General features: G+C 38.5%; 18 protein-coding genes. 11 read left to right on the top strand and 7 right to left on the bottom strand.

The features are described 5' to 3' along the window. Nucleotides 1–21: 21 nt before the first annotated feature. From KDU71_RS11030 to KDU71_RS10985, 10 genes are all read left to right on the top strand, one after another. Complete coding sequence (locus KDU71_RS11030) at nt 22–1,488, top strand: metal-dependent hydrolase family protein (protein WP_212190772.1); 1,467 nt, start codon at nt 22–24, stop codon at nt 1,486–1,488. A 72-nt stretch (nt 1,489–1,560) separates the two neighbouring features. Next, entirely contained in the window at nt 1,561–2,442 is an 882-nt protein-coding gene (locus tag KDU71_RS11025; protein WP_212190770.1) for a hypothetical protein, read from the top strand. A 33-nt stretch (nt 2,443–2,475) separates the two neighbouring features. After that, nucleotides 2,476–3,702 (top strand): DcaP family trimeric outer membrane transporter, encoded by a 1,227-nt coding sequence (locus tag KDU71_RS11020; protein ID WP_212190769.1) that lies wholly within the window; start codon nt 2,476–2,478, stop codon nt 3,700–3,702. 41 nt (nt 3,703–3,743) lie between these two features. Next, nucleotides 3,744–4,529 carry a hypothetical protein gene (locus KDU71_RS11015; protein ID WP_212190767.1) on the top strand — a complete coding sequence of 262 codons (786 nt, stop codon included), beginning with the start codon at nt 3,744–3,746 and terminating at the stop codon, nt 4,527–4,529. Between the two features lie 163 nt (nt 4,530–4,692). Next, nucleotides 4,693–5,406, top strand: coding sequence for an ABC transporter ATP-binding protein (locus tag KDU71_RS11010; RefSeq protein ID WP_212190766.1), 714 nt, complete (start codon nt 4,693–4,695; stop codon nt 5,404–5,406). Continuing rightward, the gene (locus KDU71_RS11005) at nt 5,406–6,692 is read left to right on the top strand and encodes an ABC transporter permease (RefSeq protein ID WP_212190764.1); all 1,287 of its coding nucleotides are present in this window, start codon (nt 5,406–5,408) and stop codon (nt 6,690–6,692) included. Before KDU71_RS11010 ends, KDU71_RS11005 begins: the two co-directional genes overlap by 1 nt. Nucleotides 6,693–6,699: 7 nt before the next feature. After that, nucleotides 6,700–7,344 carry a DUF3299 domain-containing protein gene (locus KDU71_RS11000; RefSeq protein WP_212190762.1) on the top strand — a complete coding sequence of 215 codons (645 nt, stop codon included), beginning with the start codon at nt 6,700–6,702 and terminating at the stop codon, nt 7,342–7,344. A gap of 183 nt (nt 7,345–7,527) precedes the next feature. Beyond that, entirely contained in the window at nt 7,528–7,974 is a 447-nt protein-coding gene (locus KDU71_RS10995; protein ID WP_212190760.1) for a hypothetical protein, read from the top strand. 129 nt (nt 7,975–8,103) lie between these two features. After that, nucleotides 8,104–8,283 carry a hypothetical protein gene (locus KDU71_RS10990; RefSeq protein ID WP_212190759.1) on the top strand — a complete coding sequence of 60 codons (180 nt, stop codon included), beginning with the start codon at nt 8,104–8,106 and terminating at the stop codon, nt 8,281–8,283. Nucleotides 8,284–8,294: 11 nt separating this feature from the next. Then, entirely contained in the window at nt 8,295–9,365 is a 1,071-nt protein-coding gene (locus tag KDU71_RS10985) for a PCMD domain-containing protein (RefSeq protein ID WP_212190758.1), read from the top strand. Nucleotides 9,366–9,472: 107 nt separating this feature from the next. Here the strand turns inward: KDU71_RS10985 and KDU71_RS10980 are convergent, their stop codons facing one another. The 7 genes from KDU71_RS10980 to KDU71_RS10950 all read right to left on the bottom strand — a co-directional run bounded on the left by KDU71_RS10980 (nt 9,473) and on the right by KDU71_RS10950 (nt 26,480). Beyond that, nucleotides 9,473–10,237 (bottom strand): IS5 family transposase, encoded by a 765-nt coding sequence (locus tag KDU71_RS10980; RefSeq protein WP_317195165.1) that lies wholly within the window; start codon nt 10,235–10,237, stop codon nt 9,473–9,475. A 489-nt stretch (nt 10,238–10,726) separates the two neighbouring features. Further along, nucleotides 10,727–11,047: a PH domain-containing protein gene (locus KDU71_RS10975; protein WP_212190757.1), complete on the bottom strand. Its 321-nt coding sequence runs from the start codon at nt 11,045–11,047 to the stop codon at nt 10,727–10,729. Nucleotides 11,048–11,158: 111 nt separating this feature from the next. Next, complete coding sequence (locus tag KDU71_RS10970; RefSeq protein ID WP_212190756.1) at nt 11,159–18,664, bottom strand: S8 family serine peptidase; 7,506 nt, start codon at nt 18,662–18,664, stop codon at nt 11,159–11,161. Between the two features lie 31 nt (nt 18,665–18,695). Then, nucleotides 18,696–20,132 carry an FISUMP domain-containing protein gene (locus KDU71_RS10965; RefSeq protein WP_212190755.1) on the bottom strand — a complete coding sequence of 479 codons (1,437 nt, stop codon included), beginning with the start codon at nt 20,130–20,132 and terminating at the stop codon, nt 18,696–18,698. A gap of 118 nt (nt 20,133–20,250) precedes the next feature. Beyond that, on the bottom strand, nt 20,251–21,678 hold the full coding sequence (locus tag KDU71_RS10960) for a RagB/SusD family nutrient uptake outer membrane protein (RefSeq protein WP_212190754.1): 1,428 nt from the start codon (nt 21,676–21,678) through the stop codon (nt 20,251–20,253). A 17-nt stretch (nt 21,679–21,695) separates the two neighbouring features. Further along, nucleotides 21,696–24,791: a SusC/RagA family TonB-linked outer membrane protein gene (locus KDU71_RS10955; RefSeq protein WP_212190753.1), complete on the bottom strand. Its 3,096-nt coding sequence runs from the start codon at nt 24,789–24,791 to the stop codon at nt 21,696–21,698. Between the two features lie 129 nt (nt 24,792–24,920). After that, nucleotides 24,921–26,480, bottom strand: coding sequence for a coiled-coil domain-containing protein (locus tag KDU71_RS10950; protein WP_212190752.1), 1,560 nt, complete (start codon nt 26,478–26,480; stop codon nt 24,921–24,923). 85 nt (nt 26,481–26,565) lie between these two features. Here KDU71_RS10950 and KDU71_RS23205 point away from each other — a divergent pair, with 85 nt between their 5' ends. Next, nucleotides 26,566–26,694: a hypothetical protein gene (locus KDU71_RS23205; protein WP_262898260.1), complete on the top strand. Its 129-nt coding sequence runs from the start codon at nt 26,566–26,568 to the stop codon at nt 26,692–26,694. Nucleotides 26,695–26,764: the final 70 nt, after the last annotated feature.

Here is a 26,764-nt window from a genome sequence, read left to right as displayed (position 1 = left end):
TTTGATCAAACATTAATTTCTATGAAAGTAAAAGTTGTAACTCTGAGATTATCAGTGCTTATGCTTGTAGTAATGAGTTTCAGTGCTCATGCTCAAGATGAATCGGTCACGTTAATTACCAATGTCAATATATTTGATGGTGTCAACGAAAAACTGCTGGAAGGCTATGACGTTCTAGTAGTCAAGAATCTGATTAAAAAGATTGATAAGAATATTAAAATTGCCGATGCCTACGAAATTGACGTAAAAACAGGTGGGTTAAAAGCTATGCCTGGTGCCTATGCCAATGATTTTTCAGACCGTGGCGAAAAAACCGTAATGGTGTACGAGCCTGAAAAAAACACAAAGAAAAAGGTAAAGGTAACCAAAATTGATGGTGAAGGCCGTACGCTTATACCGGGCCTAATAGATGCACACTGGCATACTACTTATGCTTATACACCAGCAACAATTCTTTTGGCAAACCGGGGTGATATGGCGGAAGTGGCTATCATTAGTATGAAAGGTGCAGAAGAAACCCTTTTGCGAGGGTTTACAACCGTACGAGACATGGGAGGAAATCCTTTTGCTATAAAAAAACTAATTGATGCAGGTGAATTTCCAGGTCATCGAATCCTACCATCAGGCCCTTTTATGAGTCCAACTGCCGGGCATGCTGATTTTTACAGTAAGCTCGATTCTCCTCGAGATAAAAATATCATGAGTTATTGGGAGCGCAACATGATGGGGATGACCTCAGACGGCGTGGCAGAAGTACAACTAAGAACCAGAGATATTCTTAGATATGGAGCTACGCAGATTAAGATTTGCACAGGTGGTGGTGTGTCTTCTGTTTATGACCCACTGGATGTAAGTGAATATTCTATTGCTGAGGTAAAAGCAGCAGTTGAAGAAGCAACTAACTATAATACTTATGTGGCATCTCACGTGATGACTGACAGAGGAGTACGCGCTTCTGTTGAAGCAGGTGTTATGTGTATTGAACATGGCTTTTTTGCGTCAGATGAAACCCTTAAGTTAATGAAGGAAAAAGGTGCCTGGCTGAGCCCTCAGGCCATGAAAGAAGAGGATATGGTTTGGGCAAATCCAATTAGTGCAGCCAAGTATAAGCAAGTTACTGATGCTGTGGCAGATTTATACCCAAGAGCAAAAAAGTTTGGGGTAAATATTGCCTTTGGTACCGATCAGTTATTAGATGCTTCGAAGGCTTATCAGCAGAGTCTGTATTTAGTTCGTTTGGGAGAATGGTTTACTCCTTACGAAGTATTAAAAATTGCCACATCAGAAAATGCGCGACTTCTGGAAATGAGTGGCCCTCGTCATCCCTACCAGGAAGGTTCGCTTGGAGTTGTAAAGGAAGGTGCTTATGCCGACTTAATCCTTGTTGATGGTAATCCGCTAAAGAACCTCGAGTTGGTTGGAGATCCAGAAAAAAACTTTGTAGTAATTATAAAAGACGGCAAGGTGTATAAAAATACCACCAAATAATTTTGACATATTATTAATGAATGGGTGTGATGTACTTTACGCCCATTTTTTTACCTAATTATATAAATCAAAATGAAAAAGACACTTTTATTTTCAATTATATTTTCTCTTAGCATAATAGGTTTTGCCCAGGAGGAAGAAAGTGCTTCTGATTTAGCAAAGAAATTAGCGAACCCCAATGCTACATTGGGCCAAATGCTGTTTCCAATTGACTATATCCATTATAGTGGAGATATACCCGATGCCAATAATCAAAATGCCTTTCTTCTGAACTTTCAGCCTTCTTTGCCCATACCAGTGTCTGAAGGCCTTAATCTATACGTAAGACCACTCATACCAATCTATTTATCCCAGCCGGTTATCGGATCCAGTGATTTTGAATCGAAAGGTGGATTGGGCAATATAAGTGCGGATATTGCTATTGGTAAAACATGGCCATCGAAGTGGATAACCTTGGCTGGTGTATTTGGAGGGTTTCCTACAGCAACCAATAAAGCATTGAGATCAAGTCAAGTGACTCTAGGTCCTGAGTTTATGGTAGCTAAATTAACAAGTTTTGGTGCACTTGGGATTATCATAAGTCATGCCTGGGGAGTGGGTGACCCGAGTGATCCTGACGCTACATCCACTACAGTAACACCTGATGATTTTTGGATTGCGGCCAGTGGTTCGGCTAATGCCAGTGTTACAGCAGGGCAATATTTTTACACTATAAACCTGAAGAATGGATGGCAGATAAATGCCACACCGACTTATTCCTACAATCATAATGGCACAGATGGAAATAAATTTACTTTTCCAATTGCTACTGGTGCACAAAAAGTGCTTAAAGCCGGTAAAATGCCTATTCGTTTAGGTTTACAGTACTGGTACTACGTTGCTCGCCCAGATGCATTTGGACCTCAACATCAGATTAGATTTACTGTTGCACCCGTAGTTCCTCTGCCTTGGTAACAGTTAGGTGAAAATTATAATAAAGCTCATATAATGAAGTACAATCGTATTTTATTTTCCTCATTAATAGTTGTGCTAACTACAATAAGTGCCTCACTCAATGTGTTGGCACAAAATCCCTATTCGCAACTTAGAGGAAGCGAAGAGGATAGTTTGATGACCAAGAATTTTCCAGGTGCCTGGAATTTACCTGGCACCGATTTATATATGAAAATAGGTGGGTACTTCAGGATTGATGCCATCTATGATTTTAATGGTGCAGGCTCACGCAATCAGCTATTGATTGGACAAATACCGGTAGAAGGAACCCCAGAAGCTGATGCAGGTCCGTTTTTTAATATGCACGTTCGTGAAACACGTTTTAATTTAGACATCAGACGCACCACTGGCTTAGGTCGCTCTCTTAAATTCTTTATTGAATTCGATTTTTTTGATGAATCATTAAAGTCGGGACAACCTCGCTTGCGACATGCCTTTGTTAAATATGGTAACCTTGTTATTGGCCAGACATGGACCAACCTCTCTGATTTGCGAGTTTTCCCATTTATTATGGATTTTTCTGCTGGAGATGCCTTATTTGGAGGAAGATCTGTTCAAATACGTTGGGAACAAAATTTTAAAGAGCATTGGCAGTATGGTGTGTCACTGGAGATGCCTGAGATTGATGGCATATACAACCCAAATGAACAAGCAGGGGAGATTATGCCGGTTTTGCCGGTGTTCTCGGCCCGACTGAGTAATAACAGAGATAATGGCATGCTAATGTTTGGCGCCCAGGTGGAACAATTACGTTGGTATGGCAGAAAGCAGGGGCCCACCGCCACCGCCTTATCCTGGGGTGCGGTCTTTAATGGCCGTCAAACAATAACTCAAAGATTCTATGCCACCTGGCACGCCTCCTATAATCGTGGAATGGCTAGTCAGATATTAATATTTACGGGTTCAGAACAAGGAGCTGTACTCACTCCATCAGGAGATTTACATTTGGATGAGGCAATTACCCTAGCAGTAGGTGGTGGCTATCAGTTATCAAAGTCTTTTTCTGCTAACTTTGCGCTTGCCCAGTTTAACAGAGGCCGCCTAGATTTTCGTCCGGATGATACTTTGAAGAAAGGCTTAATGGGGCATGCCAATATTATGTGGACAATTGATGCAAGTGCCATGACAGGTATTGAATATGCATGGGGTAACAGAAATAACATTGATAATGCAAAAGGAAATGCTTCACGAATTCAAGCCATGATAAAGTATGCGTTCTAAAATATATCAGTAGACTAAGAATAATTATTATAGTGCAACCTATGTTATCTAACCGTTCCAAACAGCTGGTAATCATATTATTTATCACTATTGTATTATTACCAATAACCGGAAATGAAGTTTTGTCTCAACAATTTAACTCTGATAATTATCTGACCATGCCCCATGGGACCGGTACCTTTGTTTTATCAACTGGAGAACGCAACTCTGCCATGTATGCTACTTTTAGCTTACTCCCTAAGTTTGAGTTAAATTTCTCATCAGCACTTTTTTGGGAAGATAAAAAAGCAAATTCACCACAACATTTCAGTACCAATATTTTTGGTAAATACATGTTTTGGGTTAATGATGCTAATACAGGTGGTGCGGCAATGTTCTTGGGTGTGGGTCGAGCTCCGGGTTATTATAATCAAAGTGGTTATTCAGCCTTTCATAAGAACTATTGGACAGCTATTCCAATTACATTCCCTTTATTTAATAATGCTATTTCGTGGGATATTATGCCGGGTGCATTGGTTGATTTTGATTATGGGAGTAATAAAAAGAAAGCTTGGGGATTCACCTGGTCAACAAGAGTGGCTATTTATAAGATCATTCCTCGGACAGGTATAGTTGCTGAAGTTTATGGAATAGAAGGAGAAATTAGTTCAAAGACTGAATATAAGGTGGGATTACGATGGGAACCGAATGATTATATTATCCCTGCCATTTCCTATGGTTCTTGTTTTGATGGTAGTTCCGCCTCGGGTTTTGAATTTGGCATCATTATTTTTACACCGCCTTTTTTAAAAAAGGAATTCATAAAAAACAATGACATACAATATTAGTTTTGGAGCACTAGATACAACCAATGAGAATCGCCTCACAACAGAGATTGTATGTGTAATGTTACAAGTAGTTGATTACCCAACGTAAAATTTTATTGCGCGAAGGAGATGTGAGACCGCTGTTTTAATGTTGTTGTATGTACTAATAAAATCGAAAGCCTTTATGGTAGAAATAAAAGACCTTTCATATAAATGGAAAGATGGTGATAAAGAGTTACTAAATATTGACTACTTGCATATAACCAGAGGTGAACGAGTTTTTCTTAAAGGCTCCAGTGGCAGTGGAAAAAGCACCTTACTCAATTTGCTTTCAGGCATGATTGTTCCTAAAAATGGCACTATTAAAGTTCTTGATCAGACTATTAATGCTTTAAAGCCTTCTCATAGGGATGTGTTTAGAGCCAATCACATGGGTTATATATTTCAAACCTTTAACCTGGTTCCCTATTTATCGGTATTAGACAATGTTATGTTACCCATACAGTTCTCAAACGAAAGGCTTCAACGGATTAAGAACACCGGCATAGAGCCTGAAGAAGAGGCAAAAAGGCTTTTACAGGTTGTTGGACTTGAGGGGTCAGATCTTTTAAATAAATCCGCTACTGAGTTAAGTGTTGGACAACAACAAAGGGTGGCGGCCTGTCGGGCGTTATTAGGCAGTCCCGAATTAATTATTGCAGATGAACCTACGTCCTCACTTGATGAAGATGCCCAGGAAGCTTTTATCAACTTACTGTTGAAAGAATGTACAAGAAAGCAAACAACTTTATTATTTGTGAGTCATGATATACGGTTTACCAAATATTTTACGAAGGTTATTGAACTAAAGAATGGTAGTATTAAAGAGCTACTAACAACTAATATTGGAGGTCAGTAATGAGTGTGCTTATTAAATTAGCTTTTAAAAGTATAAGGTATCGTAAAGCCACTTTAATTTTAAGCTTAATATCTGTGTCATTAAGCGTGGTATTATTATTAGGTGTTGAACGGTTACGCTCTACTATTGAAGAGAGTTTTACCAGTTCTATTTCAGGTACAGATTTGATTGTAGGTGCGCGTTCGGGTAATGTTCCTCTTTTGTTATCGAGTATTTTCCACATAGGCTATCCCAGCCAAAATGTAAGCTGGGAGACATATGAATATTTTTCAACCCGACAAGATGTAAAATGGTCAATTCCGATCTCTATTGGCGATTCTCATAAAGGGTTTTCAGTAGTTGGAACAACTGAACAGTTTTTTGAACATTATGAATATGGTGGGAAATTAAATCTACAGGTTAATAGGGGGGAAGCATGTGTACATGGATATGAATGTGTTCTTGGAGCTAAAGCTGCCAAAGATCTGGGGTATACAGTTGGGGATAATATGGTGGTCACCCATGGGATGGGACATGACGAATTTGTTAGGCATGAGGATGAGCCATTTAAAGTAGCAGGTATTCTTGAGACAACAGGAACACCCGTTGACCAAAGTATATTTGTGTCTATATATACTTTGGATGCCATCCATTCACATTTTTATAGTAATAGCCATGATGTATTTAATGATTTGGATAGAATGCACAATCACGCAGGGCATGCTCATCATCATGAAACACAATTGCAAAATCCGAAAGCATTAAGTAGCTTTTTATTGGGTGTTAAGTCTAAATCTAGTCTATTATCATTGCAAAGAACTATAAACGAATATACTAATGAGCCACTGACAGCCATAATGCCAGTAATAACTCTATTGGAGCTTTGGGAAATCGTGAAACCAATTGAACAAACATTAATAATTATATCAATCTTGGTTCTTATTATAGCCATGGCTGGCGTTTTTACCACCATTATGATCAGCTTAAGTGACAGAATTCGTGAAATATCCATTCTCCGTTCGGCAGGGGCAAAATCGCAACATATTTTCGGTTTAATATTATTGGAGTCATTTGGCATTATTTGTTTGGGTATTATTACTGGTATTTCTCTTTTATATGCCGGTTTGTATCTATTTAAACCAATTTTAACAAAGCAGCTGGGAGTTTTGATTTCTATAGGTTGGTTTAGTTTAAATGAGATATTTTTACTGATGCTATTACTCCTGCTGGGAGGTATCATAGGTTTAATTCCGGCATATAAGTCTTATAAAAACTCTATGGCCGTTAGTTTAGTCGTTAAAAAATAAATTTAATATGAGACAACTAATTTTACTTTTGTTATTTGTAGTTAATATATTGACAAGCGCTCAAAATGCAAAAGATATTTCTTGGACTGATTTGATTTCACATATAGAGTTTAGTGATCCCTTTAAGCTTTTAAGCTATGATCAGCTTTATAATTTAAGTCAGGTAGCTAAACTCAGAGCATTGGAGAATAACTCTGAAAAACGATTAAGTTCGCAAGAAATGGCTGTAAAAGATAGTTTGGTAGCGTTATTAACAAGCGAACAGGTAAATGTTGATAGCCTATTAGCCATTCGATACAAGATAGCTGAACTGAGAAAAAAGCAGGCTGAAGAGGTGAATAACGCTTTAAACTTGAAGAGTATCAAGATCTCTGGCTACTTATTACCCTTGAATTATGTCAATAATAAGGTAACAGAGTTTTTATTAGTTCCATGGGTTGGGGCATGCATCCATACCCCACCTCCGCCTAAGAATCAATTAATATTTCTGACAGCAAAAGAAGGACTTGAAGTTAATTCTCGTTTTATTGCCGTAACTGTGGAGGGTGTTCTTAAAATAGAAAGTAAAACATCTGAGCTGTATCTAGTTGACGGAACAGATAACATCTCATCAGGATATAGTATTATGAATGGCAAAATAACAGTGCTCTAGTCTCTAATTATAGAAGACTTTTCTGTGAAAAGATTGTTTTGTTTCAAATGGCTTTTTCCCAGACTTTAAAGGTTAATCGATTATTCTCATGAAATCTCAAAGATTTTTATTACAATTAACTAGATAAAGTTTTACAGATACACGATTTCAGAAATGAAAGGTTTAATAACTTATAATTAAGAAATGAATCTGAAGATTTTTTTAATTATCCTTTCTACTCTATTCTATTTAGTTTGTTGGTCGCAATCTGACAGTACATATTCTCCTTATGAACTTATGTCTAGCTATTACAATAAAGATTTTAGACCATTTAAAAAGAAGAACATATATCTTGGCTTTGCTTTTTCCATAGAAGATAAGAAAATGCAAAATACAGATTATCTCATTCAGAAAATAATAGATGGGGAACGTTTAAACTATAACATTCTTCTTAAGGGAGGTTATTATGCAGGTGAATATGGGATGGTCGGAGTTAATATTAACTATTATCAGAATAAGTTTGTAGGAGCTATTTTCAGAGAGCCAGATACTTTGCAATCAAATTCTTTTACAAGAGGTTTTGCAATAACTCCAAATTTTCGCTCTTCAGTCCCATTGACAGCTAATGAACGCTTAAGTTTTTTTACGTAGATCGGATTCACATTTGATGCCGGTAACACATTAACGCGAAATACTAAAAATCTGGATGAAGTTGAAAAGAGTTTTATCAAAGAACATAATTTCAGGATTGGATTAAGTCCCGGAATTACCTTTTTCGCGATGGAAAACTTCGCATTTGAGGTACAATTAAATGTTTTAGGATATGAGCTGCAAGCGACGGAGAAGATAGTGAACGGAGAAAATGAATCAAGAGTAATTAGGCAAAATGTGGACTTCGATATTGATATTTTATCACTGGAACTAGGATTAGCTTATTATTTTGGTGCAAACAGAAGATAATACATTTAAGAATGAGATCTTTATATTTAATACTATTTACACTAACTTTGACTTGCTGTGTAAGAGAGGATTACTTTGGTCTTTCTCCCTATGGAAACATAAAACATATCGTTGTAAGTAATCAATCCGGTAACGCTAAAATATCTACTGATAGCTTATTGGTTACGATTGAGATCCCGGGAGGAGTTGAGTTGTCTAATATAACTATCCAATCTTTTGAGATTTCATCATTTGCAAGTTCCGACAAAACTGTAGGCAATATTTTAAACCTCTATGAAGAAGCACAAATTAATGTAACTTCAGAAGATGGAACTATTTACGGATGGAAAATCAGGGCTTTTGTTGCTTCTACAACTCCACAACTTGATAATGGCAATTTAAATCTGTGGTATAAAACTGCATCACAATATTATGAACCAGGTTTGGATGCAAAAAGTACGATTTGGGGGACCGGAAATCGGGGGGCTCAGATTCTCAACAAACTAGCAACTATTCCTAACGATTTAGGAAATGATAATATGGCGGCAAAAATGATTACTTTAGATAATGGTACTCTTGCCGGAACATTTGGTGCGCCTATTTCGGCTGGATCACTTTTTACTGGTGTATTTAATCCGGATAAGATTGATCCTGCCAATCCACAAGCAGCTATTGAATTTGGCACACCCTTTACAGGTCGTCCTGATAAACTGCGCTTTACCTTTTCTTATAATCCGGGTGAAGAAAACAAATACAAAAAAGGAAACATTCTTGATTATGGAGATGCCTGTGATATATACGCTTTACTTGAAATTCGTCAGGGAGGTAAAATTCAGCGGTTAGCTACAGCATGGTTTCGCAGTGATGAAATGCACGACGATTTTTCACCACTGGAAATTCCATTTGTGTATGGAGATTTAGATAATAGTTACCCGGGATTCATGATGCCAGTTGAGCATGGATTTGTCAGCCAAGATTCAGCAACATTTGTGTTACCAACACATATAACCTTTGTAGCCTCTTCCAGTTTTGATGGAGCAAATTTTGCAGGAGCAAAAGGTAGTGAGCTAATTATTGATGATATTGAAATGGTGTATGAATAATAATTGAATGTTTCCAATAGAACATGCATTAATCGCCATTAAAATACTCCTATAACTAAACATTCTTTCAACTTATAAGTGATAACGTTTTTTAATTTTGAAGTTGTTTAAAGTTGTCTAAGAATAATAATGCAAAAGGCTATGATGTTTAGGGCTTTCCAATGGGAACTTTTGGTTTCAAAACGTACAAGAATTGCCTTGAAAGCATCTAGCCAAGCATTAGTTCTTTCTACGACAAAACGTTGTTTATAAAGAGCTTCATCCAAGAATGAAACGTCATTCTTACCGTTACGTTTATTGTTATCAATATTGTCAAAGATATCATGCTTGAAAAGACAATTTCTAAATGATACTGTATCAAAACCAGCATCCGCATTTAGGAAAAGTCCATCGACACTTATATTTGATGCTTTTAATGATGTAACCATGCTATCAAAATTTTGTGTGAGATTAAAAGCATCATTATGGTTACCGGATATTGGCTCACTACAAGCAATTGGTATACCCTTACTATCGGAAAGAATAAGCATATTACTTGTCTTGCACTTTTTTCTTCCCTGGTAAGCCACTGCTTCACCGCCTCGTTTGGCAGGTGTATGTGTTCCATCTAGTTGAACTGATGACATATCGAGTGATGATTTATATTTTTTGAGTAGTCTTTGCCATAGCTTCTCCCAGCTACCATCTTTACACCATTTGCGGTAGTGGGCATAAATGCTATTCCAACTGTACTTTACTCTAAAGAATTGCTTTATCGGTATCTCACGCCACTGACAGCCTGTTTTAAGGCGAAATATGATCGCTTTGACAACTTGGTGAAGTTTAACTTTAGTATTGTCCCATGAGTTGCCAAAAGCTAAATATGGGCTTATGTTTTTTTTATTATTTGAGTACTTAACACCTGATGAATATTTATTAAATATACCATTTAATCATCAGAATATCAATTAATTAAATCATTTAATCTGTTCTACTTTAGGACTTTAAACAACTTCTTTGTATAGATATAAACTGAACCAAAGAATCATTGATAGAATAAGAATTAATAAGCGGCTTTCCAGTTGGTATAACAGCGGTTCATTTTTGGTTCTTATAACTATTTTGGTAGTAATACCGGCAGAAGCCTCAATTAAGATCAAACTTTCTAATTAAAACAAAAGCTTGCCCCACTGTCGTACCAATTAGTATTGTAACGCGCAATTTACCAATGATATATATGTTTGTATTTAAACTATTTTTTTCTAATCTTATTAAGTTGATAAATGGAAATTGTAATTATTTGGACTCTGAGAAATAGGTTTAATTTCTTAAAATATTAGGCTTTTAATCTCGTGTTGGTTATATGGTACATTAGTTAATCATTATCCTGATTGCTTTTGAAGCAATATTAACTTAATCCAATCATCAGGATATTTTACCCGAACTTTATATATGGAATCGTTATAACACAGACGAAATCCATTGCTCATAAAACCAAGGACTTTACTTATAGATAGGTAATCTATATTATTTAGCATGAAATTTTTAACCACCTCTCTATCTTCATTTATAAAAATTAGTCGGTGGCTTGTCAAAACTAGCCTACCTTTTTTTAAATGCTCGTAAATAACCATTTGAGCTTCGGTTTCAATCACATTTTTTTCATAAAGAAAAGCTCTTTTTTCATCTTCTATTTTTTTCATATTTCTTTTAGTTAATTTAATTAGAGTCTTAGTCCGTCCTTCTATCTTTAAAAAGCCGGAAAGGCAGGTCAATGACCTTCCCGGCTTTCATCCTATTTACTTATCCTAACCCTATCTAATGATAAGTTTCTTTACTCCTACCTGCTCTCCGTCAATAATTAAGCGCCAATTATATATACCGCTTGATAAACCATTTAATGAAACACTTTTTAAATGTTTACCTGCAAGTAAATTATCCATCTGAATGATTTTCAACTTTTGTCCAACTGCATTAAATAATTCAACTACTGCATTAGTATCTTCCTTGGTACTAATGGCTAACTGACATTGACCATTCGTTACCGGATTTGGATAAATACTGAATTGAAATGTTTCATTCGGATTATCCTTCCAAATACCGTCAGGTGACGTATCTAATGCATCCGGGTCATCAATAACCTGTACATACACTGCATAAATGACAAAACCATCTTCTTTACCATCATCAGCAGCAAAAACCAGCATACCTGTTCCAGCACTTAAGGGGTTTAAGTTGATATAGACTGAACCAAATGACATGTCAACAATATCAGGTGTATAGTTGCCAGCTAAAAACTCGATATCATCTCCATCCGGGTCTGTAAATACATCGCTAGGATCTATTGCCACAGCCCTTGGATCAGCCAGATTCAAAGTAATCACAGCATAATCCTCATTAAATATTGGTGCCCGGTTTTTATTTGCCACCTTAATCACAATAGTGTCATTGGCTATACTGCCTGATGCATCGGTAACCTGTACCGGATATGAATAAGTACCTTCATCATCATAACCGGTTTTGATTTCAACCGATACAGTTGTATTGCCAGTTACCTTATATTTTACTTGAGGTCCCTGATAAGCATTTTCCAAATCAAAACTCATGGTCTCTCCTTCCGGATCAACATACAGGTAGTTGAGAAGCAGTTCTTCGGTCTCAACAACACTTAAAGTATCTTTGTAAATATTTGGATAGTATTTAAACTCAGGAGCACCATTAACGCTTAAAGACACATTAAACTCACTCTTCGAATTATCTACATCATTACATAAAGCTATAATTTTCCCGGTGTGTTCACCATGTCCAGCTTTTGATGCCAATATTGTTGCGTTAACCTGCACCGATTCGTTGGCTTGTAGCTCACCACAATAATTATCCAGTTCAATCCACGAGTCCTCACCAGCAGCTGTTAGTGGTCTAATCTTCCATACCATATCTTCATAGTGCGCCCACCAGTAATAATCATCTCCTTCATTATGATTTCCTGAAAAACTATTCGATTTTAAATTTTCATCATTCGTATTTTCAAATCCCATATATTTATGGGATTTAGTCTGATATACAGTAACGAAAAACTTTTCTCCTTCAGGAATAGTTATCGGTTGTGATAATGGGAAAAACACCCAACCTTCATCCACTATTTGATCCACTACAAAGAATTCTTCGTAGAGTTGCTCACCATCCTGAGGTAACTCACCGCCCATGGATATTTCAACTCGTACATATTCATTAAGATTTAACAAAGAAGTAAAAGCCTTTACATGTGTTAAGAAAAACCCGCCCTCAGGGGCAGTAAAACGGTTTGAGAACCCCTTATTGTTACCTTCTATCAAAGGTATCAGGCTGCCATCAGCTTTTTCTTTCTTCTCTAATGTTAACGAATCAACCGTTATGGGATATTCCAACGTATAATTACTTTCACCATCGATAACCACAGGAAATTCCGTTTCTCCTCCACTTGGGGCAACAGCTGGTGCAAAATCGTAATGGAGCGTTGTTTCTCCATGGTTGGTAACAGTAAACTGATATTCTGCAGTCTCTTTATTATTCAACCTATACGATTGATTTGTAGCATTCCATGCAAATACCGGAGATTCTACAATGGTGGCAGTTACTGGTGTTACTAAACTCTCAAAATCACCTTCCCAGCTAATAGAGCCATTTACATCGTTAAATTCATTAACCGGGATTTCCACATTAACTATATATTGATCCCATGGTGCAATAACAATATCAGAGAATAATTCACCACTACTGCTTTTGACAATTTTCACGCCATTTTCATCATATAGTATGAGGTTGTCCAGTTGCAGGTGCACAACCTTATCTATATTCAGCACATCATAACCTGTGTTAACCAGCTTAATTTTACGAGTTAGGGCAAGTCCTGGTCTAAACACCGTTTCACCCCAGTCCATCGAGGTTGGAATATCCAATTCAGGTTGGCCGCTTACGGTCAATTGAACCGGTATTTTATGTAAGGCCTGCTTAGAGCTATTGGTATACAATTCAACTGTATCGCGATAAACTCCAGAACGATAGACCCTTTCGGCAGTTAAGGCCAAAGTCAGATCGGCTTGCTCATTACTCTCAAGGGTTCCTTTAAGTGGCGGCACAAACGTTATCGAGCACTCATTGGAAAGCTTGGACCATCGTAAGATCCATGAGCGCGTTGTCTCAACAGTTTCCTCTTCATCCGGACTCTCTAAACCATATTGAAGACCTCCGGTAAAAGGATCTACACTTTTATAATGGAAATGAATAGTCCCATCCTTCATAATCTCCAGCTGGAATGTTAAAATACCATTACCCCCTTCTTCAGGGGTAAACTCATCCCATTGCAGCAGTACGCGTGAGTCCTCCATTTTGAGCATAACACCCTTACCTTCATCAGGTAACAAAGGTGACCAGAATGGTGCAATCATACCACTCAGTCCATCATCTTTATGGAACTCAAAATCGAAATAATCCACCTCAGGTTCTACAACTGTGACATAGCCATTTTTAGATACCCAAATAATATTATAATACTCTCCGAAAAATGGAAATTCAAATGGTAACTCAATTTCCTGTTGTTTATCTTGCTCAATCAGCAGCATTTCAGAGTCATTGCTAATGTCTTCCCACTTATGGTATGGGGTATTCTCATTACTTATGTGCCACCAATACCCATAACTTGAGCCCAAGTTATTATCGCCTTCTCCACGTTTAGGTTCCATACCATCAATATAGGATAGCCAATTACCTTTAAAGGTATAATCGAGTGGTACTCCTTTATCATGGTTCATCAGGCTAATTGGAAGCGTAGTTACGTCACCAGCATTAATATTAACCACAACCTCTTCAGAAATTGTAATGTCATAAGATGGATCCTCAACGCCATTCCCTGTAATAACGACCGTTTTTTGTGTTCCGTCACTCAAACTAATATGTGCCTTACTCTCAATTTCACCAACAGCATCCGGATTGTAAGTTACATTTAAGGGATGATTGGCCAGGCCATTGATGCTAATTGGGAAGGTACTATTAGACGTGAACACAGCGTGATCGAAAGTGACATTATCAACTGACACATCAGATGAACCAATGTTCTCAACTAAAATAAATGCCTGCGTTTCCATTCCCAATTTCACGGTCTCAAAATCAATAGTATCCGTAGTAACTACTTCAGGTGTACCTGTTACATTAATGGTAAATGGCCAGTATTCTGCTTTGTTAGCCGTATTAGTTTGTACTAAAACGTTATCCGAATAGCTTCCAGCCACTAAGCTCATTGCCTCAGGGTCAATCGTCACTTCAACCGACCTTGCATCACCGGCACTTATTACTCCATGTGCTGAAGAGGTAGAAACAATCATGCTTAGGCCGGTCACTGGCTCAAAGCGAATTACTTTTCCATCATACACCACATTCCCAGTATCATCATACTCCTTGTAAATGAGCAGATCTTCTCCGGTTAATCCCTGAACACCAATTTTATATCGCCACTCTGCATCTAAATCACTTACATTCTGATATCTGAAGTCAATGGTACCATTTCGGTAAAGCACCACTTGGTAAGAAATTTCTCCGTGATTTTCATCAGGAGTATCTCCAGGCTTTCTTATTATAGCATTCACGGTATACATGCTTCTATCACCAAAAGTGTGGTGATAAACCTGTTCAGCCACCAAATAGTGATCCTCAATTTTTATAGGTAATAACCACCCTTTTGCATGGCCATAAAATTCCGCATCTGGATCGTTAGAGAAAATACCATCTCTGTAGAAAAATAATTCCCCTCTGGCATTCATATACACATCTTCCATCCTTTCGGTATAAAACGGGAAACGAAAGCCCAGATTGAATTTTTTAAACGCTACCTGCTCATTATTATAAAGCTTTGCAAAACCGATAATATCGTCCCAGGCATTATCTTCAGGGCCATTGACGTCGGTTGAAGTAAGTATCTGATAATCTAATTTATTTGCCAACAAACCTTTACTTAATTTCAGTGGGTCATAATGGCTCAAATCATACTCGAGTGCAGTAGAGAGACCGTCATTACTCAGCTGAAGGACAAGTGTTGCAGTCTCGCCATAAACCACATCAACACTATTATCTGCACTTATACTCAATACAGGAGCTTCAACCACTGAAAATTCACATGGCAGATTTATCTCTCCAACATTGGTAACCAGCTTAACCCCTGTTTTTATTACGCCGGTTGAGCCAGGCGTATAACTAAACGGCACACTCGAATCGAAATCGGGCGTAATAATAACTGTATCTTCAAAAGCCTTGGTAATGCCTGCTGTAGTTGAGATAACATCATATACCTTTAAATCGGCTAAACCCTCATTGTGCAGGTCGAATATCAGCCTATTTTCTTCGTTCACATAAGCTTTAAACTGGTGTATCTTATCGGTATTAATCTTTGGTAATTGACCAGTCACATCGACCTTCACTTCAATATTCACCATTGGCTTATGAATATCATTCGTAATAATACCCAGGGATGCCAAATGCTTCCCTTCGGTCAGGTGCGTGGCATCAATAATAACATCTGCACTAACGGTAGTTCCCTGCGGAATCTCACCTGAGCCAGGAGAGAGGAACACATAGGAACCATCATCACCGGTGCTAAGAACAGATAACATTGGAATAATAGGACGCCTCAAGTAATATAAACCATCCTGAAAGCTTACACCATTGTCTTTAGAAAAGACAAAGTACCCATATTCCATTGACCCAAACTGGACAGGCAATGGATATTCCATTTCTTTTGGGAAATGCAAAACCACCCAGAATATCTCACCATCCTCAAATCGCTGCGGTTGGTATATGGGTATACGATAATACTTCAATACATTGGTGGTATCAGGATAGTATTCCTGCATATAAATTCTTTCAGAGCCCTTTACGTCTTTTGAACCTTTTCGCAATTCAATAACTATTGGCTTATCCTTTACTTCAGGCCACAATGCAACTTCAAGATGTGTAACGTTTAAGGAATAATCATAGGGAATATCAAATCGTGTTGCCGCAATCAATCCGGCATTCGAATTTCCAGAACCTACTAAACTAGCAGGTGGATTAGAATTTTGATAGCTTAATCCTGCAACCCATTCTGTATTATCATCCTTCCAATGGGTTAAGTCGGTTTGCCCCGATACCCCGGCTTTAAGAGATGGCAGATCTTTTGAATAAGGGCGTGTTGTTTCGTACAACTCAGGATTTAATTCTGCAGTCTGCACTTTCGCATCAATGGAGGAAGCAAGCGTTGATAAAATTTGCGCCTCCGGTTTCCAATAGTATTTTTCATTGCGTACTGTAGAGCTGTAATACACTATTCCATCACCTATATTGGATAAATCAATCTGCACTTTTTTAACGGACTCTTGCGAGACATCAACTGCCACATCAACACTTCTTGTTGATTCCATAAAATGGGGCAAATTAGAGGTCTTTACTTTTAATATATTTGAGATATCAGATATATTATCGAATTGGTCAGCTGATTTAATAGCAAACCAATAATCTGTTAACTTCTGAAATCCGGAAATATCAATATTAAATGTTTCGCCAGCCTTTAATTCATTTTCCAGCAAGAAAATAGAATGGTTATCAAAGTTTTGTTCGGTAATTTCACTCGCTCCTATGCACAGATAGTAGTATCGAGGTTCTCCATTGTCCTCATCAACAGGTACGGTCCACTCGATCCTTATTTCATTGTGAAAAATATCAGAAGCTCTTAAGTCTGTAATTGCATTGGGTGGTATGCGATTATCATCGGCCAATGCACTGGCGGCGTTTAGTGCTCCTGTACCATATTTATTGTTATGCTGAAAAATGAATCGTTTTGTTGAGTTTAGCAGAATTGTTTTTAATTCCTCAGCTGTAAATTCCTCACCTCCAAACTTAGCGATGGCCAGTGCAGCCACACCAGACACGTGCGGACATGCCATGGACGTACCATCCATGTATCCGTACTTATTATCAACAATGGTACTTAAAACACCACCTTCTTCACCAAAATCAGGTTGGTAACCACCTGGAGCACCTATCGATGCCCAGTCTCCGTAATTGGAATATGCTGCGGCCACACCATTTGGTCCCAAAGAGGTAACAGCAATAGTTTCTTCAAAAGCAGCAGGATACCTTAATGTTTCAACACCTTCATTTCCGGCAGCAAAAACAACGATACCACCTTTCATAGGACTTCCATCATATTGTCCGGCTTCGGCAACAAAATATCTGATAGCATCATGCACCTCAGGTTCGTAATAACCTTCACCATTATAACCCCATGAATTTTGTGAGATGACAGCGCCATTATCGGCACCATAAACGATAGCTTGTGCAAAATTAGCTCCGCCCGAAGCCCTTTCATCAAATACCTGACAAGACATTAGTTTCACGCCATTACCTGAGCCATCACCACCTGCTACTCCAGCTACTCCAATTCCATTGTTGGATACAGCCCCCACTGTTCCGGCAACATGAGTACCATGATCTCCGGGGACAATATCAGAAGCATCCATCCTGAAATTGTATCCATAATAGTCATTGATATAGCCATTCTGATCGTTGTCCACACCTTCTTCACCATTAATCTCGGCTTCATTTCGCCAGATATTGGCCTGGAGGTCTTCGTGATACACATCTACTCCCTGATCGACTATGGCAACAATGATATCTGAATTACCTGATGTTTGTTGCCAGGCCTCAAATAAATCTATATCATATCCATCTTCTACAATGCTTCCATCACTCTCGTAATGCCATTGCTTAGGCAATAAGGGATCGTCAAAAAATGGTGTATAGCTTGATGAAACAGAAGCTGAGGTATTGGCCCGTTTTGAAGCTTTACTAACTACTTCAATCATATAGGGTATGGCTTTTTTATCTGAATCTATCCTTATTTTCCGATAGACCGGCTTTACAATTTCAATCTCCTCCAAGCCTTTATATTGATCTACCACAGTAAGTGGATCAACACTTTCATCAAAGGCCAATTCAATCCACAGATGCAAACCATGTTCACGGTGCTTCATTTCGTTTTTTAGTGAAAATGGAAATACACGCCTTATCTGGGTAATACCAACCTGATTGCTAATATTATCAAGGCTTGTAATACCTGTCACTCCTCCTTTTAATGCACTTGTAGCCGACTTTAAAGATGAGTTGACACTGATCAACTGCTCTTTTTTCAGCTTTATCCGAATTCTACCTTTCTCAATGTCCTCAATATTGATGTCTGAAGTTTGTCCTAGTAATGATTTAGGAACCAACATCAGGACAATCAGGAGAAGGTATATTAGTTTATAATTCTTCATATTTTTCATTTTCTAATCAAGGTACCACTTACTAATCTTGAATATCACGAACATACCTTACCGACACTTTAAAGAAGTCAACAGGTAAACTTCCCATACCAGGTGTATCGGAACTTGATGTGACCTCAAACACAGTTCCCCGGCCATTGTAATCATAGTATTCATTTAGCCAATATAATCCTGACATATCTTGCCCAATAAAAGCATTTCTAAAGGCAGGATCTGATGGACTTGCTATGTTATAATATCCTGCAAAACCAAGATCTAAGCCCGTATCACCACCTTCTTTAATTCTTTCATCGGCGTACAATGCACCACCTAAGGCAACCAGCATGTTATTAAATTCTTCTGAACTCGGGAGACGCCATCCTTCAGGCGCGTAGTTATAAGCTGTATGCCAATCGTACAATCGGCCGTAGTACTTTCTATCTTCTTCGGTTTCTAATGCATAACCATCTTCAATAATACTTCTGGCATCTTGTCCATAGTACCATGAACCATAACCTGGTTCAGCTGCATAGTTATAGTTTTCAGCCATCCATTCAAGTCCGTTCACTTCAGTAAAGCGGTAAGTCTGTCCATCACGCTCATCGGTCCACATGCCCCACTTACCTCTGAAGCGTAAATCCACTGTATCCACCGATTGGATGCCATCCAGTTCAACTGTCCATGCAAGTGTATAAACGGTATCGACCACCCCTTCGAATAATGAGTTGTCGATTGCAGGTGTATGTACTATACCATTCTGGCCACCGATAACTTCCCATTTACCAGTTGCTCCGGCAGGCAGAAAGCCTTCAAGTGTAAAGAATTTTGGTACGCCCTTTGCGGTTTTAATATCCAGGTTATCCAATCCGGCAAAGGCTTTTAATTCATCCGTGGTAAAGACCATATCTTTTGACACACTTTTAGAACCATAACTAAGCGTCCACCTTACGGTATAATCATGATGTTTAACGCCAATAAATTCAGCTTCACCCTCCATGTCATTTATGATTCGTGCATCTGTTCCACTTATTATACTCCACACTCCGGTGGCACCAAAGCGTGGAGCTTCTGCTTCCAGATAAACGGATATATTATTGTAAACAGTATCACTTACTGTATTTAAGATAACAGGATTAAGCGGCTTGAATGATACATTGATGGTAGCTGCCTCATACTGTCCTCGTTCGCTCAATTCCCATCCTATCAGGTAACGCTCTCCCGGTTCACCATAAAAATTGGTTTTTGGATCATTTTCATCATCAAAATGACCATTTTCCCCCATGTAAATTCTCCAACTACCTTCCTGTCCTTCAGGGGCCGGAACAGCATTTAGCCCTACAACATATCCTTCATTTTCAACATTAAGAATGTCGCCCCCCGCATCTGGATTGAGAATCACCGGTTCCTGGTCTTTATTGCATCCAATATGGAGTAATGCAATTGACAACAGTAACAAAGTTCCTATAATCGTTTGTTTCATCTCTTTTAATTTTTCTTTTTGTCGACAAGCTAAGCCTTGAACGGGAGCCTTCTAAAACCAGCTTGATACGTTAGGTAACGCATCAAGCCAAAGGTCCCCTTAAAAGCCTGCCCTTGCACTAATAACCAATATTTTGGTCTTCATTAGTAAGTGCCGTGTTATTGTCAATTTCCGATTGAGGAATAGGGTATGTCATCCTGTAATAGTCCTTATCACCTGCCTCGAAATCGAATCTCACCCAATGATCGCCTGCTCGTACGAACGGGCTCTGTCTTCTCTTAATATCGTTCCACCTGAAGCCTTCGCCAAACAGCTCTTTTCTTCTTTCTATTAAAATTTCGTCAACAAGTGCTTGCCCTACAGCCGAACTTTTTTGAACACCCGGTATGGCGCGGCTCCGAATAACGTGTAAAGCATCCTGAGCTGCGCTATTGTTGCCCAATTCGGCCTCACACTCAGCTTCTATTAAGTGCATTTCGGAAGCTCTTATGCTGATACGCTCGGCATTACCAACTTGCTGATTATGTAAGAACTTAACAATCAGATATCTTTCACTATCAACTTGTGGTTCCATTACAAAATAATAGTTACGTGCATCGTTGTTTGAGAATTGCTCTACAAACCTATTATTCGCCCGCATAGAACTGTATCCGTATACCGGGTAATAAAACGAAGGAATAGATAAATACACGTTATTATCGTCAGCTGTGTAAGCCACTGTAAAAATCGTTTCTGAATTACGGTAATAAAAACCATTACTTAATTCACCAATTGCCATCAGCTTGACATCCTGGTGTGCCAGCACAGCCATATCCCTGGCTTTTTCCCACTCCTGCATATTCAAATACACTCTGGCAAGCGTTGCTTGTGCTGCACGTTTATCAAAGAAGCCCTTGTCTAGAATATCGTTTTTGTATTCAAGCAAGTTGATGGCAGACAGCAGGTCTTCCTCCATTTGTGTATAAACAGCAGATAATGGTGCCCTGCCAATATCCGGATCATCATGCTTAAGCGGTTCTATCGCCAATAAGATAGATGGAGCTTCAGAATCCGCAGCATAGGCTGGTGCAAACATCTGCGCCAGTTTCAGCATCACAAACGCTCTAATAACTTTTGCTTCACCCTCAATCCGGTTTTTTTGTTCCTGAGTAGCATCAGGTATTTGTTGCGCATATTTAATAACCATATTGGCATCAAAAATAACCTTATAACCAGCCCACCAAGGACTTTCTGAGAACGTATAGTTAGGCAATGTATTCATTTGATAAGGAGCTACAAACCAGTTATAGTTGTTCTCAGGACTAATCATCACGTCCTCTCCTGTCAAATCACTTATAATGGGTACAAACAATCCTTCGAAAGCATAACTACTCAACTGGTCGTACACGCCAACAAGAGCTGCCTGTGCCGTTTCATATGATTTAAAAACATCCTTATCACCAATTGATGTTTCAGGTTGTGGGTTTAAAAAGTCGTCATTACAAGACACAAATAATGTTTGAGCCAGTAATATTAATCCGATATATATATATGTTGAAATTCTCATCACTTATAATTTGAATATTACAAATCAATTTTAAGTCCCACTGTGACTACTTTTACTCCCGGAATAGCATTTCCTAATCGACCATTTAAGGCTGCTTCGGGATCAAAACCTTTAAACTTAGTGAGTGTAAATAAATTTTCACCTGATACAAAAGCCCTAAGACCTTGCAAATGGAATCGCTCTGTCCACGCTTGCGGTAAGGTGTATCCGAGCGTAATATTTTTCAGGCGTAGGTAGGAGGCATCTTCCAAAAATCGTGTTGACATTTGATTACCCTCATCCTGAGAATAAGCTACATAGCGCGGAACATTGGTATATCGGTTATTGGGTGTCCATGCATCAAGTGCATCAGCCGCCAGGTTAATACCAGGTTGTGAACCGTCATGCATATTTGTTGCATAGTCATCGTTATAAATCTGATTGCCCAGGCTGTAGTAGAAATAAAAGCTGAAATCAAAATTTTTGTAACTGAAGTTATTGGTCAGACCGCCGTAAAAATCAGGCAATGCTGTTCCTTTTCTTACACGCTCAGCATCTGAGTAACTGCTTGTTACCTGACGTCCACTTCCGTGTGGATCCAGATAAGCAGATTCAGGAATTACATTACCGGCCTTGTCGTCAGAATCAGCATTCACAAACCACATGGGTTGTCCTGTATCAGGATTAACCCCGGCCCACTCCTGTAAATAGAACTGATGCAAACTAGCCCCGGGCTCCAATAGTTTTGATCCTGACAGGATACGATCGTTTACAAGGTTGAGTATCTCATTCTTATTGCTTGTAATGTTGAAGCTTACAGCATATTTGAAGTTGCTTGTGCGGATAGCATCATAATCAAGTGTTGCTTCAAGACCTTTGTTAACCATGGCACCCAAATTGGTTATGATACCAGAGAAACCTTTTGAGGCCGATAAAGGCTTGCCAAACAAGAGTCCATCTGAATCTCTCTGGTAATACTCCATATTGACATCCAGACGATTAAAAAGCCTTGACTCAAATCCAATGTTAAAAGAAGCAATGGATTCCCACGCAATATCATTGTTTTCCGGCTGCACAAAAGCTATCCCCGGGAACCCACCGTAATTGGCACCACTACCATATAATCCCAATGATGCATAATTACCAATTGAACTGTTACCTGAGGTACCATAGCTACCTCTCAGTTTTAAATTATTTAACCACGCAATATCCTGCATCCAGCTTTCTTCTGATAGTCTCCAGCTGGCACCAACAGAATAGAAAAGACCCCACTTGTTGTCTTCGCCAAAACGCGTACTGGCATCACCTCTTAAACTAGCACTAAAGTAATAGCGACCACCATAATTATATTTAGCTTGTCCCAGATAAGACAGTAACTTCCACTCTGACGGACCACTGCTGGGCTGTTCTGGTTTAGCACCCCAGCTCAAATCAGGAAATCCAGGAATAGGAAACTTGGTAGCTTCTGCTGAAAGAAAGGTGGATTTACCGGTTGTTAATTCCTGACCGGTCAGCACTTCAAAATTAGAGTCTGCTCCGCTTTTGGTCCAATTAAATATGTTAGAAACGCTCAATATCATATTATCGGAACGCGACATGCTGCTTCGTCCTTCAACACCTGCGCCATCGCCATGATAAGGATTTAAGTAATTTAACCCTTTACTATTGGCGTAGTCAACACCACCGGTTGAACGAAAAGATAAAGAAGGTAATAGATTGACGTTGATATAAGCATTTAAGATACCTCTGACATCATTATAACGATATATATCTAACTCTGATAACCCTACAGGGTTAAAGTCCCTGATGGCTTTGTTATCCCAGTTATAAGTTCCATCGTTATTATATACAGGAGAAGCTGCATTAATTACTTCAGCTGAACGAACCGGATTGGCAAAGCCGCTACCTCCCGGAGGAGCATTGGTTTCCGAATAGGTCAGATTATTGCTTATTCCGGTTGAAATATAGCTATTGACCTTATGATTGACATTAATTTTACTTGTATATCTGGTGAAATCAGAACTTAAAGTTGTTCCGCTATCATTGTAGTAACCTAATGAGAAGAATATATTTGTATTCTCAGTTCCCCCGGCTACGTTCAGGTTATAATTTTGGATGACGCCCGTTTTATAAACTTCATCTCTCCAATCGGTATCAGTTAGTACTTTGGTTCCGGGAATCACTTGGCCATTGTCATCCAATGGATTATCAACACCAAAAGGATTAAATCCAACGGTTTCTTTCACTGAACCATGTGCATAATCAATGGCATCCTGGCGGTTAAAAGGATCGCCATTCTCATGCTCGCCATAAAGCAGTCCCCAGTTGTAAAGTCCCATCCACGATTGTTCATATATCTGTGAAGAATTCATCAACTTATACCCGTCTGAGATGCGTGACGAAATACCAACCTGGCTATTAAATGATATTCTGGTTTGTCCGGCTTTCCCTTTTTTTGTAGTGATAATAATCACACCATTGGCAGCCCTGGAGCCGTATAAAGATGCAGCTGCGGCATCTTTCAATACAGTTAAATTTTCAATGTCGTTTGGGTTAATATCATTTAATCCGCCTGCCATTGGCACACCGTCAATAACGTAGAGTGGTGTGCTACTGGCATTTAGTGAACCAATACCACGTATCACCACTGTGGCCTGTGCTCCTGGCTGACCTGAACTGCTGGTTACCTGTAACCCGGCCGTAGTTCCCTGAAGCGATTTTTCAAATGAGGTAACAGGTCTGTTTTCCATCATCTCTTTATCAACCACCTGAGCAGCTCCCGTATAGGCTTCTTTGGTAGTAGTACCATATGCCACTACCATTACATCTTCCAGCTTCTGACTATCGTCGCTTAAGATAACATCAATGCGAGTTCGTCCATTCACCTCTTCTTTTACAGTATTCATTCCAATAAAGGAATATACCAGTGTTACATCTCTGGATGGTATTTGAAGCGAGTAGTAACCATCTAAATTTGTAACAGTGCCTATTTGCGTACCATCTACCACAACATTTACGCCGGGTAGCCCTATCCCAGTTTTGTCCACTACAGTTCCCTCAAGCGTTAGCTCTTGGGCAAACATTGGACTGATCAATAACAAGTGTAATACTATTACACTAATTAGTTTATTCATTACAATAGGTTTACAGTTATTCACACTTCAACAAGAAATGTGATACGATTCAAAATTTAGTTGTTCAATTAGTTTGGGATAGGATTAGGTAATTGCACCCCAGATTAGGGGTGCAATCATTAGCTTTAATTAATTACAGCCATCAATCAGACGGTTATTAATTATATCTGCAGCAGGATCAGTTAACTCCATCCAACCTTCATAGAATTTCACCTCCACAGCAGTTCCAAAATCACCTGCAGCAATTTTATTTAAAACAGGCTGCATCGAGCACAAATCAACATCGGTATCTAAAGGCACATAGATGTGGCAGTATTTTCCCCATGCAGACCAAAAATTATCAAATACATTAAATGCATCAAATTCAAACACATCAGGTACTTTTAATGTGATGCCTTTACAATCAACTAAACTTGAGAAGCCATTTACCTTATTGGGTGTTATTGTTGTTTCACCAGTTACTTCATCAAACTTCGAATTCCCTTCTAGTGTAAGGTTCAATATGTTAGCATTACTTAAAGCATTAAAGCCATTAAACCAATCGGTTCTAACATTGATGTCAATTGAATGACGTGTATTATCAAACAATAAATTATTAAATACAGATACCTGAGAATACGAATCACCGTAAATACCAATTGAATTACCTTGAACAGATGTAACTGCATTAAACGACTCGATGACTGGAACATAATTGTAACTAATCATCACATTTCCAACAATAGTGGTTAATCCGGCAAAAGCTGCAAACTCGGTATCCGTTGCACCCCATACTCCATTACTTTCCATGGTCAAATTACCTTTAATCTCAGTAATTTTATCCATGTCATAGGCTTCTAAAGCACCGTTCCCACTCATATACAAATCTCCACCAATAACAGTTGAATTAACCACCACATTGGTAATACCAGTATACATAAGTTGAAGAGTACCATTGATCTGACCTAGTGTCAAAGTACCCTTTAAGCCACTACTAATGTATACATCGTCATTGAAGTTTACATTTCCTAAGTTCAGGTCTGCAAGCATCATATTACTAACGATACTCGCATATGCATTGACAAGTATTAAAGCATTTACATTTAAAGATGTTAAACCTTCATTTTCTGATACCCATAATTCATCACCAATACTTGCAAGGGCTGGCAAGTTAATAGAAGCATTCTCTTCGTTAACACCTTCAACCATCAGGCTTCCACTAACCGTTTGTAGATTAATCAATTCAACTGCAGTACCTCCAAAAATTGACAAGTTACCACCAACTAATTTCAAAGCTCCTAATGCATCAATGTGAGCCTGGCTTGTAGCAATGATTTTACCTGTTACAATTGTAGCTCCCTGAGCCATAAATGCAGCAAAATCTTCATCGGTAATTAAATTACCGTAATACACGGCATCTTTGTTATTTGCTACTTCTTCTTCTAATAATGTTAAGTTATTCAACAGGGCATCATACTGTGAAGCCAAATCTGAATCACCTGCTTCCATGGCTTCCTGTAGAGTAGTGATAGTTGCCTGTAATTTTGCAATTTCAGCCAATAAAGCTTCTTGCTGTGTTTTTTCCAGTTCAGCTACTTTATCATCTAAATCGTTAATTTGATCTTGTAAACTGTCAATGTCATCACCGACACAGCTTCCCATAATGGCCACTAGTACCATCATTAAAAAAGGCAATAGTTTTCTTTTCATCGCTTAATTTTTTTAAAAATTTTGAATATTACTTAACACCTGATCACATTCAAGTGGTTCACAAGTTTAAGCGACTATAAATTGAATGAAGAACCATAGCAATTTGTATGGTGCCAATGACGGTATCGGGCGGGTACGCATTGGTACAACTCACACCTATACGCCTATTAATATGAGATTTAAGCTAACAACCATTGAAACACCTATTTTCTAGACCCTTTAGGGAAACAGGGTACTTATAAGGTGCAAAAGAAAGTTAAAAAGCACTCATACGGGCATAGATT

It is taken from the genome of Carboxylicivirga sediminis (assembly GCF_018156225.1).
Lineage (GTDB): Bacteria > Bacteroidota > Bacteroidia > Bacteroidales > Marinilabiliaceae > Carboxylicivirga > Carboxylicivirga sediminis.
This window is presented reverse-complemented; position numbering and strand designations above follow the sequence as displayed.